Here is an 18,539-nt window from a genome sequence, read left to right on the forward strand (position 1 = left end):
GCGTACCAGTAGCCGTGATCGACCGAGGCCCAGGTCTGCATCAGGCCCACAGGGAGCAGGCTCAAAATACACATCATCATCAACCCACCGTTGAGCGCCCAAAACGAAAACTTGAGCGGGCGGTCTTGCCACTCTCGCCCCGGGATCAATGCTCGCAGACAGACAAGCATCAGGCCAATGCCGAGCATTCCGTAGACGCCGAACAGGGCGGCGTGGCCGTGGAGGGGCGTCGTGTTGAGGCCCTGCATATAGTAAAGAGCAATAGGTGGGTTAATCATGAAGCCAAACAATCCCGCCCCGATCATGTTCCAGAAGGCGACGGACACGAAGAAGTAGATCGGCCACTTGTACCGTTGCACCCAAGGCGTCAGCCGGGACCGGCGCAAGTCTTCCATGGCATCGAAGCCGACGAGCGTGAGTGGCACGACTTCCAGGGCACTGAACACCGATCCCCAAGCCAGCGCGACGGTCGGCGTGCCGGAGAAGTACAAATGATGGCACGTTCCGATGATGCCACCCGACAGGAAGATCGTCGCCGACAGCAGCGCAGCAGCAGCGGCGATTCCGGGCCGGATGAGGCCGAGGCGCATGAAAAAGAAAGCGATGACGGTCGTGGCGAAGACCTCGAAGAAGCCCTCGACCCACAGATGCACGACCCACCACCGCCAATACTCCACCATCGACAGGTGCGAGTGCTGGCCCCAGGTCAGTCCCGCTCCGTAGAAGAGGGCAATCGCAGCGCTCGCTACGGCGAGGAGGGTCACGAGTTGCTTCTGCTCGCCCGTTCGTCGCAGGGCCGGTAACAGCACACGGACCATCAAACCGAACCAAAGCAGCAGTCCAGCAAATAGGGCGAGTTGCCAGACTCGTCCCAAATCGACGTATTCGTACCCCTGGTGGCCGAAGTAAAACGACACTTTGTCCGTGAGCTTGTTTTGGACGCTCAACCATTGCCCGGTCAGAGACCCGGCCACGACCAGTAGTAATGCCAGGAACAAGATGTTGACGCCGAGACGTTGCCCCTTCGGTTCTTGTTCGCTGACGAGCGGGCCAATGAACAAGCCCGCCGCCAGCCATGCCGTCGCAATCCAGAACAACCCCATCTGAACGTGCCACGTCCGGGTCACGCTGTAGGGCAGCCACTTCGAGAGTGGGATGCCGTAGAAGCCATCGCCTTCCACGCCGTAATGAGCCGTTACCACGCCCAGCAACATCTGGAGCAGGATCAGTGCGGCCACGACCCAAAAGTACTTGATGGTCGCCTTCTGCGACGGCGTGGCAACCCATTGGCCCAATGGGTCGGCGTTCGGCAGGATCGGCGCGTCTTCGTCCGACTTGCGGGCGGCGTGCCACCAGACCATCGCCGAGATGCCCGCCAGGAGCATGATGATGCTCACGCCGGTCCAAACGACTGTTTCGCCGGTAGGTCGATTGCCGACCAGCGGCTCATATGGCCAGTTGTGGGTGTAGGTGATTCGGTCATTGGGACGATTCGTGCTGGCAGCCCAAGAAGACCAGAAGAAGAACGCCGAAAGCTTCTTTAGCCGATCGGGATCACTGACGGCTCCTGCGGGGATAGCGTACTCGGCCTTGCCGTTGGCAAACACGTCAGAGTAGTGCTTCAAGTTCGCCTGAAACGCCTCGGCCCGGATCGGTGAGACAGTAACGGTTCCTGTGCTGGCATCATAAGTGTTGCTACGCATCTCCTTCGCCAAACGCCCCTGTAGCTGGGCCTGCTTTTCGTCATCGAGCTTGGCGTACTCGCTCCCAAACTCGGCGTTGGCCCAGCGGTCGAGGATGAACATCGCCTCTCGGTGCAACCAGTCGGCGGTCCAGTCGGGAGCGACGTAGCTACCGTGTCCCCAAACCGAGCCTACCTCCATGCCCCCGAGCGATTGCCAGACGTTCTGGCCCGCTCCGATCTCGCCCTCGGCAACCAGCACCGTGCCGTCCGTTGTCACGACCTTTGCGGGAACGGGCGGCTTTTCCTGATAGATGCGAGTCCCGATCCAGCCCAAGACGAGGAAGGAGAGCAGCATCACTAGCGAGAAGCCGATCCAGAGTCGTCTCATGTCGATCTCCATTTATCCCGCAGGTCGCTTCTTCGTCTTGTGGACCAGCGGGCAATCATCCGTCGAGTTCTTTGTCCGACACCGCACCACGATTTTGCCGAGCGAGCGTTTCATCTGTTGCAGGCTGCGAATCTTCCCCTCGATGTCGGCGACTTTCGACTCTGCTCGCTGCCGGATGTGATCGCACCCGGCATGAGCGACAAACGACAACTCCAACAGTTCTCGGATTTCAGCCAGTGTGAAGCCGAGTTCCTTGGCTCGCCGGATGTAGTCCAACCGCTCGATCGTGGATTCGTCATACTGGCGGTAGCCGGAGGGCCGACGCTCCGGCTCCTGGAGCAGACCTTCCCGTTCGTAGTACCGGATCGTCTCGACGCCGATGCCCGATCGTTTCGCCATCTCGCCGATCTTCATGGCCGTCATGGGATGTCGCCTCGATTCAATGGGGTCATGATAAGCCTGGAGTATACTACAGAGTCAATGGTAAGCCGCCTGGGTGTGCATTCATCGAATGACCTGCTCAGCTTCGAGGCGTTTGAGCACCTGCGTGACCCTGGCCTTGCTGGCGCCGAGGTATCCCGAGGAAGATGATGGCGGCTACCGCGAGGCCAATCAATACGCCGCCGGCGCCGAGGAACTCGCGCGGCGGCATCGTGCGAGTATTCCAGAGAAATCCAATGATGAACAGAACGGCGAAGAGCACGAACGTCGCCGCAAAGAACTGGTACACGGCTGATGCCGGTAGAATCACGATTCGCCCCGAACCGTGGAGTCTCGTCGGTTCGGTAATTTTGTACCGAGGCTACTGGGGCAGAGCCGCGTTATCAAGCGAACGTTCCTCGCCGTTGTCGATTGGCGTGGAAATCGAATGGCTGTGTTTGCCGTTGGTCCCCGAGCTGGTCCGCAGAGCGAGTTCCAGCCGCGTACAGTTTTCCGGTGACACTCTCGCCTGTCGAGGTGCAGAGAGTCGAATCCAACCACCTGGATAGCAGGTGACGGCGATCGCCTGCTCATCGAAGAGGCTCGGCAACGCGGGGGCTCCGTCGCTTCGCCTGGCGGCCCGCGCTCTGAGCAGCAAGATTCCGCATTGCAGTTCGGGGGCAACATCGTGCAGTTCGCAGCCCGAACGTCGCACGGCGTCGGCAAGTCTCTCGCGGTTGTCGCTCTGAGTTTCATTGCCCTTTGTCGTGTCGGTCCCACTCAACTCAGCGACCGCACCAAAGCAGGTGACGAGCGGCGCGACATTGACGGTCTCGCCGAACGATGTCGCTTTGCCTTGCGTCAACTCTCGCACCAGTCGCATAAGCGGTTCGCTGGAAGGGTGATCGCGTTGCTCGTAATGGGCCAAGCGTTCAGTGACTGCCGCGTCCCGGCAGATTGCGATGCCGAGCGGCAGTCCTGACCGGAGCCACTTATGGGCGGACACAAGGTAAATGTCGGCGGCGTCGACATCCTCGCGGCTGTCGGTATGGGCAAAGCCTTGAGCACCATCAACAACGACCAGTTCCGGCGGCCGGTGGCTGCGTAGAAGGTGGTGGATACGGGCGACCGGAAGCCGAACACCATCGTGGCTCACCGATGGCAAGAAAAGACCATCGCAGGAATGTTGCCGGTAGTGTGCGGCGATGACGTCAATCAGTTCGTCGGCGGACATCTGGTCGCGAAAAATGCGACGTCGCACGCGCACAATCGACGGCATTGAGGCCGAGGAGCGACACGCGGCTATGACGGATTGCTGATAGGGCGGCCAAAGCAGATCGACCAGCAACGGTCGTCGGCAGTGACTCGCAAGTAGTCCGATCGACACTTCCGCGAGAGCGCGGGAGCGGTTCGCGAATAGCACCGATGAGCCGGCTGGCGCGCCTATGAAGTCACGAACGGCGACCCTCAGTCCGTCGATTCCGGGCCAGTAGGGAATCTGGCGGCGGGAGTTTGCAATTGCCCGTTCGTCGCCGTGAACGAGCCACCGGGTAGCGTACAGCGACAAGCCATCTTCGCTCAGCAGCTTCGCGAAGTCATTTAAGGCTCGCTGGGCACCCTGGCACATCAGCCCCAGCCGAGCCGTATCAAGATACAGCCGCCTCAGGGGCACTCGCATCCGGTATTTCCGAAGACCTGATCCGATCTTAGATCGGTATGCCGGCGCGATCCATCAGTTCCTGATATTTCTGGCCGAAAAGTTGTAACCGACGCCAGCGGTCGCGCGCGAGTGCGACGTCGGCCGGGTCGAAGGAGAGCGTGAAGCCAACAGTGCGGGCGTGCCGGTCAAGTTGCTGCTCGCCGGTGGCGCGATGGCCGTAGATCCCGAAATCACGCAGCAGGTCGGGCTCGGCCACCAGGTCGGTTTCGCGAACCAGGGAGATGGCGATTCCGCGATAGTGTTGGTCGTTGATCCAGTTCAGTACGTCCCGAAGCGGCACGGACAACTCGGGTGGCCAGAGGTTCCAGCCGAGAATGCAGATCCGCTCAACGCTGACGCCCCGATCGAGCGCCGCGAAGTTCGTCCTCAAGCTGTGCTCGCCGGGAAGATCCCGCCAATAGTCCTCGTTGACGACCCATGCCACGGACAGGTATTCGGTGACGTCGGGACTGCGCAGCAACTCCGCGTAGGCGGATCGCCACGTTTCAGTCTGTTGAAAGGCAATCCGTCCGGCGACCAGTTCGTCCAGTTCTTCCCGAATAACGGCGAGCTTTAACGCGATGAGATTGCGAAGCAGTGAATCGTTCGTAGTGGTGAGCGAAGCGAGCCGCTCGTCGAGTTCGGCGATGCCGAGGTCCGTGTCGAAGTACCCCCCTGCTCGATCGGTTGTTGTGTCGTGAAGAGCGTGGGTTCGCCTCGTCGAGGGCCAGGCGATTGTCGCGGCAACAAGCCAGAGGCCGATGAATGCGGCCGACGCGTCACGAGTAATAATTGCGCCAATAATCACACTAACCGCGGACACGAGCATCCCCCATCGCGGACGGTCGCGAGTCCGCAGGGACCAGATCAACGCGGTGAAACGTTCGGGCCTCACCAGCCAACCATACCGTCCGGAGAGGGCGAGCGCAAGCGATGCGCCGTTCGCCTGAGGCGGTCGACACTTTGGTGCGTTATGCCGAGGCTGTCGGCAAGAGGCTGACGGTGTAATTGAGCGACATTCGACCACCAGCACCCGCTGCGGCGACTTTCTATCCAGCCAGACTTCGAGGCCGATTCACGGTCTGGCAACCATTGCAACGTATGCCGGTGGTCCCAGTCGGGATTGATCGAGAGGACTCAGCATTGTGGACTTGGCCGCGCGTGGGGGCCGGATACTCCGACCTAATTGCCGGCGCAAGCGTTCATGCGGCCCGAGTCTTGAAGCAAATCAGGTCAGTTCATTGCGTCGGCTTGCGGTCGAAAAGTTGTGGTGACACAAAAAGCTGGAATCGATTGCACTTGCCAGACGTGCCGACTCGCTTTCCAGAATTCGGTTCCGTCATGCGTCGCCCGTTCGGTGTCGACCGTCAGCACCACGGGCGTCGTGTCGGTAGTAGTCGCAACGCGAAGCGCGTAGTTGAAGTCCGTCGTGAGATGAACAAGTTGCCGCTCCATGGGGCGCAAGCCATAGGTCAGAATCTCATTCAGCCAACATGCTTTCGTGCCGTGGAAGAGCGGGTTTGGAGGAATGCCGCGGGTGGCAGTTTGAACGTCCGGCACACTGTGTCCGTAGAGTGCACGGATTCTCCCCTCAGAAATCTCTAGTCGGTCGCGATGACGACACGCAATCATGTGCTCAACTTGTTGTCGGGTCATCAACGCCCATTCGGAGCGACAGCGTTGAACGGCGAAGATCAGCTTGTCGAGGTCGCTCCAACCATGCGCGTCGAGCACAATGCCGAACTGCCACGGCGTGTGGCGGAGCGCTTGGCAGAGAAATCGAATTAGAGAACGCTCGGAGCGTTTCTGGTCCCGATTTGGTGTCGAAAAATCTTTGGTGGACACTTAGTCCTCCGAGACTTCGACTGGTTGAGCGTGATTCATCGCGGAGTCGACAAGCGCGAGGACGGCGAGCTTGATGTACTCAGGCAGCGACGACCAATTCTTCGCCACATAATTCAGTGCAATGTCGACGGGAGACATGGTGCGACAAGCCGCGTCGCTGGAGTACTGCACATCAACAGCGTTCGATAACGACTGGTCGTCTAAGTTGTTGACTGCTAAACTGCTTGCAAATTCTGATAGAAGACTTCGATTCCCGCCGCCTCCAATCCTCGGGCTTGCAGATTCTCGCGGTGACGTGCAAAGTCTGAAATGCCCGGGGGTTTTTTCTGCGCGGCACGGCCCGGTTGCGAGCCCGTTTGGCCCGCTTGTACGCCTGCTCAAAGGCGTTCTGACCGGCCTCGATGCGGCCCGTCTCGCAGACACTCGTGCATATTCACTGGCGGGCTGCGATCATTTGACCCGTGATCGAACCCATTCGGGCGTTGCGAAGCCGCGCCTGGAGGGCACTCAAACTTCAACCCGGGCGGTGACGCGGCGATCCAAGGGGGGTGCAATTGGCAGTCCTGCGACGAAGTGCTTTCTGCGTGTTCATCGTGCTCGTGGCGAATCTTGCCGGGCGGCCGGCTTTCGGCGCGACCTTAGGAGTCGATGGCTCCCGGCTTGCTCTCGACGGCCGAGCAACATTCATGCTCGGCTTCTCCTACTACGCAGCCTTGGGCGCTTCTGAAGACGACATCCGGTTCGATCTCGACGATGCCCAACGACACGGTTTCAACTGGCTGCGTGTCTGGGTCACCTGGGAAAGCTTCGGTCGCGATGTTTCGGCATTGGACTCTTCAGGGATGCCGCGCCAACCGTATTTCGACAGACTCACATGGCTGGTGGCCGAGTGCGATCGTCGTGGGCTGGTCCTGGATCTCACGCTGACTCGCGGAAGCGCGGCAGGGACGCTGCCGACACTCGCAGCCCATGAGCGCGGTGTCGAGACCTTGGTCACTGCGCTGAAACAGTGGCGCAACTGGTATGTCGATCTGGCGAACGAGCACGACATTCGCGATGCGCGACATGTGCCGGTCGAGGAGCTGAAGCAATTGCGAGCGTTGGTGCGCCGACTTGACCCAGCGCGACTCGTGACCGCTTCCTTTGGCGGCCATGATCTGGACGAGACAGATCTTCGCAATGCCTTGCTCGTCGCCGAAGTAGACTTCCTCGCGCCGCACCGCCCGCGTAATGTCGATTCGCCCACCCAGACCGAGGCCGCGACGCAACGGATGCTGGATCTGCTGAAGCGGATCGATCACGTCGTGCCTGTGCTGTATCAAGAGCCGTTTCGGCGCGGCTACGCGGCATGGAAGGCGAAAGCGGAGGACTTTGTCACCGACCTCCAGGGGAGCATCGCGGGTGGAGCGGCCGGCTGGTGCTTTCACAACGGAGCCCAATTCGATACGCCCGACAACCGGCCACGGCGGTCCTTCGAACTGAGCGAGCAGCGTCTCTTTACTCAGCTGGATGCCGAGGAACGACAGTTTCTCGAGCGGATGCGAGCGGTGGTCTGTTCGGCACAGGGTCCGGTCGATCGAAATGAATCGACGCGACAGGCAGACAATTCGAAGGTGGGCGTGCTGCAAACTGATCAGCAAGCGGGACATTACCTCGTCTGGCGGCGCAGGCCGATCATGCTGATCGGAGATTCCGTCACGCAAGGCTGGATGGAAGGCGGCGAAAACTTCGCTGGCGACGGCTACCTCGACGCGTTGGCTGCCCGCGGAATCACGCTCGTCATGCTCTGGGCATTCAAGGGTGCAAATGGCGAAATGCAGCGACAAGACAAGCGCATCGGTTACGACGCTCCGGAGCTTTGGCCATGGGCCGGCGATCCAGACAATGCCAGCTTCGATCTCCGGCACTTGAATCCGCGCTACTTCAACCGACTGCGATCCTTCGTGGCCCGCGCCGAGGCCAAAGGCATAGTCGTGCTCGTCACGGTTCACGACGGCTGGACGAAAACTTGCTTTGGCGGCCATCCCTTCAATCGCGAACTCGGCAACGGGCCGCTTCACATCGGGCGCCAATACGTGGAACTGGCCGACTACGATCGGGAAATGCCCGAGCAATTCGATTCCAATTGGACCTGGCAACAACAAAACCAGTATTTCCAGGAGCGCTTTTGCGACCGCTTGATCGGGGAGCTCCAATCTTTCTCCAACGTGATGTACGAAATGTTCAACGAGGGGGAATGGTACGACAAATCGCAACGGCGACTCCATGAATTGCACTTCTTGACGTTCTTTCGCGCGCGCTGCTCGAACCTGCTCATCTCAAACTGCGATCACCTGACCGGCTTCAACGGGCACGACGAACAGCGGCTCGACGTGATCTCGTTGCATCCACAGGGCTGGGTAGGGCAATCCGGCAAGTTCAGCACAGGCTTTCGCACCTTGCCATCGAAGCCTTACGTGTGCAGCGAACCTGTCCCGGAATTCAATGGGAAAGATCCGTCGCTCGACACGATTCGACGAAGCGCGTGGGAAACCGCATTGGCCGGCGCGGGCTGGGTCAATCAGAACGACTTGAGTTTCGGCTGGGATACGCAAGCAGCTGCGTCGCGTCTCGCAACGACGCGCGACGCCGCGTACGACATCGCCGGCTACTGTGCCCGATTCTTCAATCGGTCGGGCGTGCGATTCTGGAGACTGGCCCCTGCGCCCCAACTGGCCAGCACGGGACATTGTCTGGCCTGGCCAGGCCACGAATATGTCGTCTACGCGCCGGCGACGCAGGAATTCACCGTCGATCTTTCAGGGGCTGGCCAGGAATCTTTTCTGGCCCGCTGGTACGATCCGGGCAGCGGCAAATTTCGCGACGGCGAGGTAGTCACGGGTGGCAATCCAAAGTCACTGTTTCGACCACCTTTGGCTGGCGACGCGGTTTTGCACCTGGCGCAGCAGAATGAAGATGCAAACGACGACATGCCGCGGACTGCCGAATAGCGCGAACACGGCTCGATGCGCAGCCTGTGCCGGCACAGAAGGTTAGAATCACATGCGTCCGGGAGAGTTGCAGCGAGCGCCACAAGCGGTCCAGCGCACCCGAGGACACGGTAGCTTCAAGGGAGTGGTTGATGAAACGCCTGTTTACCTTGTGCTCGTGGTGCGGTGCGGTCTTGACCGCAGCCGTTGCAATCGGGGCCGAACCCACAACTGTTGCGATCTCAGACGCCAACCCACCTGCCGACGGCCCGGTGGCGGCCGACCTCTACTTTCCCCCGCCAGAATCTGCTGGAGGATGGCGGCAACTCCAGACCGCCGACGAAATTCGAAAACTGGCGCGCATGGACCCGTCGAAGCTGGCCGAGCTGAGGGAGTGGCTACTCGCGTCTGACGACCGCGATTTCGCTGCCGTGGTGATCAGTCACGGTTATGTGGTCCTCGAGGTGGAGCGAGGCAATAGTGCGCGGACCGACGCGCGCCGCGTCGCGTCGGTCTCGAAGGCCATATGTGCCACGGTGCTCGCGATAGCCGCCGAGCGCAGCCAGCATGGACTGACCCCGCGCAGAATGAGTTTCAGCGATCCGGCCTTCGATTTTATTCCCTGGGCGCAACCTTTGAGCGATCCGCGCAAGACACAGATCACGGTCAAACAATTGTTGAATCACACCTCGGGGATCTGTCCCGAAGCGGCCGGCGCACCGAACGACGGCACATGGCAATACATTCTGGGCCACACGGGCGATGCCCGTACCGAGCAGCTCGCGTTCGATCCCGGTACGGCCTGCGGGTATTCGACGCACGCGCTCGCGCATGCTTCGCTCGTGTGTGAGACGGTCACGGGCATGCCCTACGATCAGTTCGCCATCGAGGCGCTATTCAAACCGTTGGGCATCGAACACTGGTGGTTCCAATACTACGACGGCGATGAAAAACACGGCCGCCATCCCTCGCACGGCTTGGGCATGCCGGCACGCGACCTGGCGCGGATCGCATATTGCATGGCACACAACGGTCGCTGGGGAAGCCAGCAGGTGATTCCCGCCTGGTTTGTCGAGCAGACGGCTGCTGCCACGCACGACGTGCGGGGGCCGGAAATGCGGTTTCACATCGAAGCGCAGAGCTATTCCCACGCGTGGGAGTTGCCGGCGCGCCTGTCCGGGGAAAGAGCGGCCGAAGTGCAGGGCATTCCTCAGGACGCTCGCTACAAGCCGGGTTCCGGCGGGCAATTGATCGCTTTCGTCCCGAGCCTCGACCTGGTCGCGACTCGTCAAACCGGCAGCAGCGGCGATTGGCGGTTCGCCGAGTATCTGCGCCGGGCCTGTGAAGCGGCACTGCACGACGAATGACGCGGTGGAGAAGTCGACGCGGCACGCTCGCAACGAAGTTCCTCGAGCGCATCAACCGCTTCCGGCGTGCTGGTGATGCTGCCAGGGAAGTTGAATGAACGGATGCCAAACACAGTAGACGCCAACCCGACAGGACTCCTCGCATGACATGCTTATTTCAGCCAGGCAGAAAAGCATTTTGGGGCCTGCGCGCGGTCTCACTCTTGGCGTGTTGCCTAGTGAGCGCGGAGCAAGCTTGGGCCAGCTCGCGGCCGAACATCGTGCTTATCATGGTGGACGACTTTGGCTACGAGTGCGTGGGGGCCGATGGCGGAACGTCGTACCGCACACCACATCTCGACGAACTCGCCGCGAGCGGCATGCGGTTCGAGCATTGCCACGTGCAGCCTCTGTGCACGCCGACTCGCGCGCAATTGATGACCGGTTTGTACAACGTGCGCAATTACACGCACTTCGGCCATCTCGATAAGCAGCAAACCACGTTTGCCCAACTGCTCAAGAATGCAGGTTACGCGACCTGCATCGCCGGCAAGTGGCAGCTTGGCCGCGACATGTCGTTGCCGGGCCATTTTGGCTTCGAGTCCTATTGCTTGTGGCAGCTCACTCGCCGCCCGCCGCGATACGCAAACCCTGGCCTGGAAATCGATGGCCGAGAGATTGACTTCTCGCACGGCGAATATGGGCCCGACATTGTCCATGCCTATGCTCTCGACTACATCGCCCGACACCGGGACCAGCCGTTCTTTCTCTATTACCCGATGATCCTCACGCATGCGCCTTTTCAACCGACCCCGAAAAGTCCCGACTGGGACGCCCGGGCCATTGGCGAGAAAGTCAACGACCACGAGCAGCACTTTGCCGACATGGTGACGTACGCAGACGGCCTGATCGGCAACGTCGCGGCGGCCTTGGACAAGCATGGCATCCGCGACAACACGCTGCTGATCGTGCTTGGGGACAACGGCACCAAGCTGGGTGTGCGGTCGAAAATGGGTGAAAAAACCGTGGTCGGCGGCAAGGGTAAGACCACCTTGGCGGGTACACACGTGCCGTTGATCGTGAACTGGCCGAGCGTTGTCCCTGCCGGACGCGTTTCGAACGATCTGATCGACAGCACCGACTTTCTGCCCACGATCTGCGAGGCCGCGGGCGTCGTCATCCCCGGCGAACTGCATCTCGACGGCCGCAGCTTTCTGCCACAACTGCGTGGCGAGCAGGGTGAACCGCGTCCCTGGATCTACTGCTGGTACAGCCGCAACGGTGGCCCCACGGCCGATGCAGAGTTCGCCATGAATCAGCGCTACAAGCTCTATCGCGACGGCCGATTGTACGACGTGCAGAATGATCCGAATGAGCGCGCGCCACTATCGAGCGATGACCAGGGGCGCGATGCGGCGAGCGCGCAAGAATTGCTCGCGTCGGCACTGCAACAATTCCGCGATGCGCGCCCTGCCGCGATCGCAGCGCAGGGCGGCCCGCCCGAGGGCAGTGGTCGCGCAAAGAAGCGGGACGATTGACGTGCGGCCGTGAACTGAGCGCTAGGACAGTTTGAGTCCCCAGGCGCTCCAATGTTCGGGGTTCGCGTTGCCGGGGCGCCGCCGACGATTCGGCAACGGAACCATCAACGCCACCGCGCCTCAATCGGCGAGCGCAGCCGCGGCCGCCTGCTGGAAGGCTTGCCGGTACTCGCTCGCATCGGCGTTCGGCAGGCCCAAACGCTGGATCAGCAGGATCATGATCGCCTGCTTTTGCGGATCGACCCAGGCTTGAGTCCCGAGCATGCCTCCGTGGCCGAAGGTGCCGGGCGAGAGCATCGCCGTGACACCTTCGGGCTGGAGCACAACGCCCACGCCGAGTCCGTACGCGGTGCCGGGCACAAACCCGGCCTTGAGGTCTCCGGTTTGTGAACGGGACATTTCAGCGACCGTCTCGGTCTTTAAGATTCGCGTGCCGTCAAGCGCGCCGCCGTTGAGCAGCATTTGATAGAAGCGAAACAGGTCGGCAACCGTCGAATACAGCCCGCCCGAGGGATTCGGGCTGCGCGTGTCCATGGGGCCGAGAAACCAATCCATTTTGGCCGGCGAAAGCTGCTGCTTTCCGGATTGGTAGTTGTAGACCGTGGCCAACCGGGGTTCGTCGCCCGCGGTCAGACGAAAGTGGGTATCGCGCATGCCGAGTGGCTGGCAGATCCGCGCGGCGACGAATTCGTCGAAGGGCATTCCCGCTGCGACCTCGACCATTCGCCCGGCCACGGTCAGGCCGGGACTATACATCCATTTTTCGCCGGGCGCAAACCGCGGGGTTTGTTCGGCCAGGCGCGCAACCGTTTCCGCCAGCGAACCGACGTTGCGCTGATCGCTGAACAGGCCCGACGTGTGCGACATGGCCTGGCGCAAGGTGATCGTGTCGAGCGGAACATGAGCAAACTCAGGCAGCGTCCGCGCGATGGGATCGTCCAGAGCCAGCTTGCCCTCGTCGCAGCAGATCAAGGCAGCAACGGCGGTGAAGGTCTTGGTCATCGACATAATGGCAAACAATGCGTCGGGCTCGAGATCGCGGCGCGACTCGACGTCGGCGTAGCCGACCGCATCGAGATGCACGAGTTTGCCGTGCCGAGCCACGAGTGCCACTGCGCCGGCCAGATCACCGCGGTCGACGAACTGTTGCAGGCTCTCGGAGACGGCCGCCACCCGCGGAGCGGCAGGCGCCGCAGCGATCGAGCCCGCCTGTTGTGCCGCGGCCAGGGCGCCGTAGGTGCTGCAACCGAGGACACAGAACAGCGCAGCAGCCCTCGACGCCAATCGGCGATTCGAAGCTGCCGAGCGTTTCACGAATCGGGCAAGCATCACGAGCCTCCTACCAGGGGAACGGGAATCCAGCGGGCCGAACTTTCTATTCGCGTGTCAGTATGCTCAACCCCTTGTACCGCCACCACCCATGCCTGGAGCCCCTGCTGCGCGGCTCCAAACGACCGCGCCGCTCGCCGGGAGGCGCCTCAGATTTATTAGAAATCCGCGAACTTTTGTGTTGACACTCATGGTTTGTTTGCTAATTTCACACGCGTTATGGGGTGCCGGTTCCGGGTGCCGCTAATGAATTCTTGCGGAGAGTGACGTCCGTCGGTGGGCGCATCGTCCACCGTCGGGGCTCGTCGTCTTACCTCTCTATTCCCACGGTTTTTCCCGTGTGGCGTGCCTTTCTGCGATCACGGCAGGGAGTTGCTGCGCGCATGCCGGAACAAGCCCGCACCGCACTGCGTTGGTTTTTTCACGATGTGTATTTTCCGCGCTACCGCTGCGCGCCGAAACAAGACACTCGTGTATATCCAAGGAACATTTACTCCGATCGCAACGATTCGATCGGAGTCCCGTTGTGTATTCCCGGCTGCAAGCCGGTTGCATCGCCTCAAGATCCGTCACACACCCCTTCTCGAACCTAAGGAGTCAGCTCATGAGTTTCACAATTCGGTTGGTCGTTTGCTTGCCGGCCCTGGCTTGCGCGCTGGCGATCGTCGACGGTCCTGCGCGGGCCGATCAGTTTCCGAACATCGACCCCAATTACAGCCAGGAGATTTATGCCGGACCCAACGTCGCCGCCGGCATGGCTTGGACCTCGAGCGGTCATCTCCTGACGCGCAACGGCAACGTCATCCGCGAGTATAACCCCACCCAAAACACCACGCATCAAGGCAACTCGGTTCACGGCGTGATCGCGACCTATACGATCACGGGGCTCGGCACCGGGGTGGGGATGACCAACGGCCTGGACGGCTACATCTATGCCATCACCAACGCGGGTCTCCAGCGGATCAATCCGTCGAACTGGGCCGCGCCGGCCGTCACCCTGCCGGGGTCGGTCGCTGGCCAGTACGGCGTGACCACGCTGCCGGACGGGCGCATCGCCTATACCGACAGCGGCACTTTGAGCAATGTCTACATCTACGACCCCGTCCTGCTGACCAACACCCTGATCCATACCTCGGCCGCGCTGGTCGACGGCATGGTCGCCGGGCCTGGCGGGAACATCGCGATCACCGGGCAAACGAACCAGACGATCACGATTCTCACCAACACCGGCTCGGTCGTGAACAGCTTCGGGACGACCCACTTCCCCGACGGGTTGGCGTTCAGCTCGACGGCGTCGACCACCACGCTCTACAGCAACAACAACGACGGCACCGTCTCGCGCTACGTCTTTGGTGCCAACTTCACCGGGATCCCCACGATCAGCGACATTGCCTGGGGAAGTGGAGCGTACGGCGACCTGGCTTCGGTCGGGCCGGACTGCGCTTTCTATGTCAGCCAGTTCGAAAACGGCAGCTACCACGGCGCCACGCCGGGGGTGGGCACAAACTGGAACAACGGCACCAACGCCGAACCCTCGATCGTCCGGATCGCTGCGATCGACCGCAACGGCCTGGAAACCTGCGAGTTCTATACGCCCTATGTGACGCCGGAACCGGCAACCTTCGGCCTGATGGCCAGCGGGCTGGTTGCTTTTGGATGGTTGGCAGCCAAGCGCCGACGGCGCCGTTGATTTCCTAGCCGTCGCTATCCAGGTGGCCATCAACCCCCGGGGGCTGTTCCGAGGGATCGGAACAGCCCTCCGCGGGGCGACGGCACGGTGAGGGCGACGAATTCTTTTTTCCATTTGCGATCCGGGTCGCTTATGATGCGAGCGATGGTTTGACATCGTACGGCGGTGGTCCCTGTCTCTCGGGGTCGTCGCCGCAACGCAAACCACACGTCCGTTCCGCTCTCGTCGGCACTTGGAATTGCGTCCGATTCCCGCGCGTTGGCCCTTTTGATCCGGCTTGGCCGGTTGGGGCAATACGGAACAGCGACGAAGGGAAAAGGTCATGTCCGCGCTGGAACCTACGCTCGGGCAGGTTGCGCCCGCGCCATGCGCTGCGCCAGATTCGCGCGCTGCCGTTGCCATGCGGCGCGTGGCACGCCCGCCGGACTTCGTGCATTGGTACGACCCCATACACCGGGCAACCGGTTTTCTGGGCAGCCTCGTCGTGCACATGTTGCTGGTGATCTCCTGCGGGTTGTGGTTCTTTGCGCTCGAGCGCCCGCAGCCACAGATCAACCTGATCGCATCGCCAGGCGACGAAAACGGCGACCTGGTCGAAGTCGAGGGCGATCAACCCGTTTTCGAGACCGTGGCCGCGGACGAAGCCTTTGCTCCTGAGCCCGTGGAGGACGACGATCCCTTCCGGGAGGCGCCGAAGTCCGAGCCCACGGCCGAGCTCACGGCACTGGCCGCATCCGAAGTGAGTCCCCACCGGGTGGCAGCGGCCGTGGGGACTTCGGGTCGGGCCGGATCGCTCGACGGTCGCAAAAACGCCGCCACGCGGGCCTCGCTGGTCAAAGGAGGCGGCGGCAGCGACTCGAGCGAAGCGTCCGTCGCCATGGGCTTGCGCTGGCTGGCGCGACATCAGCTCGAGGACGGGCGCTGGAGCCTCGATGCGTTCGCGAAGGCCGATTCCTGCAAAGGCCGCTGCTCAGGCGCGGGCAACTACTCCGACGTCGGGGCGACGGGGCTGGCCCTGTTGCCGCTGCTGGGTGCTGGAAACACCCCCACCGAAGGAGAGTACTATCGCGAGGTCGAGGCAGGTCTGCGCTGGCTCATCAAGCAGCAACGGCCCAATGGCGATTTGCGCGGACCGGGAATTGGCCGGATGTATGCCCACGGCCAGGCGACGATCGTGCTGTGCGAAGCGCTGGCCTTGTCGCAAGAGGGTTGGCTGCGCAAACCGGCGCAAAAAGCGGTCGACTTCATCGTCGCCGCGCAGGACAAGCGCGGCGGCGGCTGGCGCTATAGTCCCGGCGAACCCGGCGACACCAGCGTGTTGGGCTGGCAGGTGATGGCCTTGCGCAGCGCGCAAATGGCGTATTTGAACGTGCCGGAAGACACGCTTGCCGCTGCGACGCGGTATCTGGATCACGTGCAAACCGACAATTACGGCGGGCAGTATTCGTATCAGCCGCGCGAGTTTGCCACCGAGTCGATGTCGGCCGAGGCGCTCTTGTGTCGCCTCTACTCCGGCTGGGAACCTGCCCACCCCGGCGTGCGAGCTGGAGTGAACTTCCTGTTCCAGGTCGCTCCGCCCGAGCCGCGCGACATCGACATCTATTACTGGTACTACGCCACGCAGGTGATGCACCACTTCGGCGGCGAGCCCTGGCAGCAGTGGAACTCGGTCGTCCGCGACACGCTCGTGCACACGCAGGTCCGCGATGGGCATGCCGTAGGAAGCTGGGACCCTGAGGGGGCGTTCACGATCGTCGGCGGCCGGCTGTACATGACCAGCCTGTCGCTGTGCATCCTCGAGGTGTACTACCGCCATCTGCCGCTGTACAGCGAGATGGCCGTCGAGCGCTAGCGTCTGGCTCTGCGGATCAGGTGGATCCCGTCTGCCAAGGCAGCCGGCCGAGATCGACATTGCCGCCGGAAAGAATCACCCCGACACGGCGACCGGCAAAGCGGTCGGGGGCACTGAGCAGCGCCGCCACGGGAACCGCGGCCGAAGGCTCGATCACCAGCTTCATGCGCTCCCACACGAGTCGCATGGCTTCGACGATGGCCGCTTCGTCGACGCACACGATACTGGCCAGTTCGCGGGCCAGGACCGGAAAGGTCAATCGTCCGAGCGAGGTCCGCAATCCGTCCGCGATAGTGTCAGGATTCGAAACTGGCACGATGTGGCCGGCCGCGAGCGAACGTGCCGCATCGTCGGCCTGGCGAGGCTCGGCGCCAAGAATCTCGGCCGGCGGACACATGTGCCTGGTGGCCAGGCAGCTGCCCGCGAGCAAGCCGCCGCCCCCGACGGGCGCGAGCACGACGTCGATCCCGGGGATCTGCTCGTGCAGTTCACAGGCGGCCGTCGCCTGGCCAGCGATGACGCGCGGATCGTCGTAGGGATGCACGAGGACGGCCCCGGTGTGGGCCTGGACTTGTGCGGTCGTCGCCTCGCGCGCGGCCTGGGTCGGATCGCATTCGACGATTCGCGCCCCGTAGCCGACCACCGCGGCGCGCTTCACGGCCGGCGCGCCGCGCGGCATGACGATCGTGGCCGCGATGCCGCGTTGACCGGCCGCGGCCGCGAGCGCCTGGGCATGGTTGCCCGAGCTGTGCGTCACGACGCCACGGTCGGCTTCGGCCTGGCCGAGGTATTGAACCGCGTTGGTGGCCCCACGGAATTTGAACGCCCCGACGCGTTGCAGGTTTTCGCACTTGAAAAACAGGCTCGCGCCCACGCGCCGGTCGAAATAGGCCGACGTCATCACCGGCGTACGGTGAACGAAGGGAGCAATCCGCGCCCGGGCGGCAAGGATGTCGTCGAAGGTGACGCCTTCGCTCATGCCGTGGCGCCGGTAGACGGTTAGTTGGCGGCGCCGCGACGCTGCGCGAACAGCCAGGTGTAAAGTTCGGCCGTGTCGTAGGCCTGCAACCAGCTATCGTGCTTCACGCCAGGGTACTCGGTGTACTGGACCGCAGCGTTCAGGGCCTTCAATTTTTCATGCGCCTGGCGGCTGTTGCGCACCGGGACGACTGGATCGCTGTCGCCGTGAAAGAACCAGGTGGGAATCTTCGCCAGCGGCTCGATCGTATCGAAATTATAGAAGCCACAGATCAGAGCGGCGGCCGCGAATCGGTCGGGATGCGAAGCGACGAGGTCCCAGGTACCTCGGCCGCCCATCGACAGGCCGGTCGCATAGACCCGGGTCAGATCGACACGATAATCCTGCTCGACGCGATCGAGTTCGGCCGCGGCACGCTGCAAGTCGGGCGACCCTGCCATCCAGCTTTTCTCCGCCTGGGGAAAGAGCACGATGGCCGGAAACGTTGCCGCCTGTTTCCGCACGACGGGCCCCAGCCCCACGGCCACCTGCTTTTCGTTGTCGGTCCCACGCTCGCCGGCGCCGTGCAGAAAGATGATCAGCGGAAACGGCGTGTTGCCGTCATAGGCTGCCGGGACAAACACGACGTATTTGTGTTCGACGCCCTCGGCGTCTTGATAGCTGCGCGACAGAAATCCGGTTTCCACGGCCCTGGACTCCCGGGGTGCAAACAAAGTGAGCGTGACCAGCAACAGGCACGCGTTGAGGATCGGACTTCCCGTGCGTAAGGCGTTCATCGTTCGATGGCTCTCCCAGCAAGG

General features: G+C 62.1%; 14 protein-coding genes. 6 read left to right on the forward strand and 8 right to left on the reverse strand.

The features are described 5' to 3' along the window. Together K1X74_12205 and K1X74_12210 are read right to left on the reverse strand one after the other, a co-directional pair. The coding region (locus K1X74_12205) for a nitric-oxide reductase large subunit (GenBank protein ID MBX7167083.1) at positions 1-2,072 on the reverse strand (2,072 nt) is incomplete at its 3' end. A gap of 12 nt (positions 2,073-2,084) precedes the next feature. After that, positions 2,085-2,495, reverse strand: a complete 411-nt coding sequence (locus K1X74_12210; protein ID MBX7167084.1) for a heavy metal-responsive transcriptional regulator — start codon at positions 2,493-2,495, stop codon at positions 2,085-2,087. 124 nt (positions 2,496-2,619) lie between these two features. Between K1X74_12210 and K1X74_12215 the strand changes: the two genes are divergently transcribed. Beyond that, a complete protein-coding gene (locus K1X74_12215) occupies positions 2,620-2,808 on the forward strand; it encodes a hypothetical protein (protein ID MBX7167085.1) in 189 nt (62 codons plus the stop codon). 66 nt (positions 2,809-2,874) lie between these two features. Here the strand turns inward: K1X74_12215 and K1X74_12220 are convergent, their stop codons facing one another. The 3 genes from K1X74_12220 to K1X74_12230 all read right to left on the reverse strand — a co-directional run bounded on the left by K1X74_12220 (position 2,875) and on the right by K1X74_12230 (position 6,036). Further along, positions 2,875-4,170, reverse strand: coding sequence for a hypothetical protein (locus K1X74_12220; protein MBX7167086.1), 1,296 nt, complete (start codon positions 4,168-4,170; stop codon positions 2,875-2,877). Between the two features lie 28 nt (positions 4,171-4,198). Next, a complete protein-coding gene (locus K1X74_12225; GenBank protein ID MBX7167087.1) occupies positions 4,199-5,020 on the reverse strand; it encodes a hypothetical protein in 822 nt (273 codons plus the stop codon). A gap of 404 nt (positions 5,021-5,424) precedes the next feature. After that, positions 5,425-6,036 (reverse strand): RNA 2'-phosphotransferase, encoded by a 612-nt coding sequence (locus K1X74_12230; protein ID MBX7167088.1) that lies wholly within the window; start codon positions 6,034-6,036, stop codon positions 5,425-5,427. 686 nt (positions 6,037-6,722) lie between these two features. Between K1X74_12230 and K1X74_12235 the strand changes: the two genes are divergently transcribed. The 3 genes from K1X74_12235 to K1X74_12245 all read left to right on the forward strand — a co-directional run bounded on the left by K1X74_12235 (position 6,723) and on the right by K1X74_12245 (position 11,889). Continuing rightward, entirely contained in the window at positions 6,723-9,026 is a 2,304-nt protein-coding gene (locus K1X74_12235) for a hypothetical protein (GenBank protein ID MBX7167089.1), read from the forward strand. Positions 9,027-9,367: 341 nt separating this feature from the next. Further along, on the forward strand, positions 9,368-10,372 hold the full coding sequence (locus K1X74_12240) for a beta-lactamase family protein (GenBank protein ID MBX7167090.1): 1,005 nt from the start codon (positions 9,368-9,370) through the stop codon (positions 10,370-10,372). A 269-nt stretch (positions 10,373-10,641) separates the two neighbouring features. Further along, positions 10,642-11,889 (forward strand): sulfatase-like hydrolase/transferase, encoded by a 1,248-nt coding sequence (locus K1X74_12245; GenBank protein ID MBX7167091.1) that lies wholly within the window; start codon positions 10,642-10,644, stop codon positions 11,887-11,889. Between the two features lie 120 nt (positions 11,890-12,009). Here the strand turns inward: K1X74_12245 and K1X74_12250 are convergent, their stop codons facing one another. Further along, complete coding sequence (locus tag K1X74_12250) at positions 12,010-13,218, reverse strand: beta-lactamase family protein (protein MBX7167092.1); 1,209 nt, start codon at positions 13,216-13,218, stop codon at positions 12,010-12,012. A 604-nt stretch (positions 13,219-13,822) separates the two neighbouring features. Between K1X74_12250 and K1X74_12255 the strand changes: the two genes are divergently transcribed. Beyond that, complete coding sequence (locus K1X74_12255) at positions 13,823-14,908, forward strand: PEP-CTERM sorting domain-containing protein (GenBank protein MBX7167093.1); 1,086 nt, start codon at positions 13,823-13,825, stop codon at positions 14,906-14,908. Between the two features lie 322 nt (positions 14,909-15,230). After that, positions 15,231-16,760: a terpene cyclase/mutase family protein gene (locus K1X74_12260; GenBank protein MBX7167094.1), complete on the forward strand. Its 1,530-nt coding sequence runs from the start codon at positions 15,231-15,233 to the stop codon at positions 16,758-16,760. A 16-nt stretch (positions 16,761-16,776) separates the two neighbouring features. Here the strand turns inward: K1X74_12260 and K1X74_12265 are convergent, their stop codons facing one another. Together K1X74_12265 and K1X74_12270 are read right to left on the reverse strand one after the other, a co-directional pair. Continuing rightward, a complete protein-coding gene (locus K1X74_12265) occupies positions 16,777-17,739 on the reverse strand; it encodes a pyridoxal-phosphate dependent enzyme (protein ID MBX7167095.1) in 963 nt (320 codons plus the stop codon). Positions 17,740-17,759: 20 nt separating this feature from the next. After that, a complete protein-coding gene (locus K1X74_12270) occupies positions 17,760-18,515 on the reverse strand; it encodes a dienelactone hydrolase family protein (GenBank protein ID MBX7167096.1) in 756 nt (251 codons plus the stop codon). Positions 18,516-18,539: the final 24 nt, after the last annotated feature.

Source organism: Pirellulales bacterium (assembly GCA_019694435.1).
Lineage (GTDB): Bacteria > Planctomycetota > Planctomycetia > Pirellulales > JAEUIK01 > JAIBBZ01.

Excerpts from the sequence above, each read along its gene's own strand:
- K1X74_12210 (MBX7167084.1), bottom strand. The coding sequence starts at position 2,495 with ATGACGGCCATGAAGATCGGCGAGATGGCGAAACGATCGGGCATCGGC.
- K1X74_12220 (MBX7167086.1), bottom strand. The coding sequence starts at position 4,170 with ATGCGAGTGCCCCTGAGGCGGCTGTATCTTGATACGGCTCGGCTGGGG.
- K1X74_12225 (MBX7167087.1), bottom strand. The coding sequence starts at position 5,020 with ATGCTCGTGTCCGCGGTTAGTGTGATTATTGGCGCAATTATTACTCGT.
- K1X74_12235 (MBX7167089.1), top strand. The coding sequence starts at position 6,723 with ATGCTCGGCTTCTCCTACTACGCAGCCTTGGGCGCTTCTGAAGACGAC.
- K1X74_12240 (MBX7167090.1), top strand. The coding sequence starts at position 9,368 with ATGGACCCGTCGAAGCTGGCCGAGCTGAGGGAGTGGCTACTCGCGTCT.
- K1X74_12245 (MBX7167091.1), top strand. The coding sequence starts at position 10,642 with ATGGTGGACGACTTTGGCTACGAGTGCGTGGGGGCCGATGGCGGAACG.
- K1X74_12250 (MBX7167092.1), bottom strand. The coding sequence starts at position 13,218 with ATGCTTGCCCGATTCGTGAAACGCTCGGCAGCTTCGAATCGCCGATTG.
- K1X74_12255 (MBX7167093.1), top strand. The coding sequence starts at position 13,823 with ATGAGTTTCACAATTCGGTTGGTCGTTTGCTTGCCGGCCCTGGCTTGC.
- K1X74_12260 (MBX7167094.1), top strand. The coding sequence starts at position 15,231 with ATGTCCGCGCTGGAACCTACGCTCGGGCAGGTTGCGCCCGCGCCATGC.
- K1X74_12265 (MBX7167095.1), bottom strand. The coding sequence starts at position 17,739 with ATGAGCGAAGGCGTCACCTTCGACGACATCCTTGCCGCCCGGGCGCGG.
- K1X74_12270 (MBX7167096.1), bottom strand. The coding sequence starts at position 18,515 with ATGAACGCCTTACGCACGGGAAGTCCGATCCTCAACGCGTGCCTGTTG.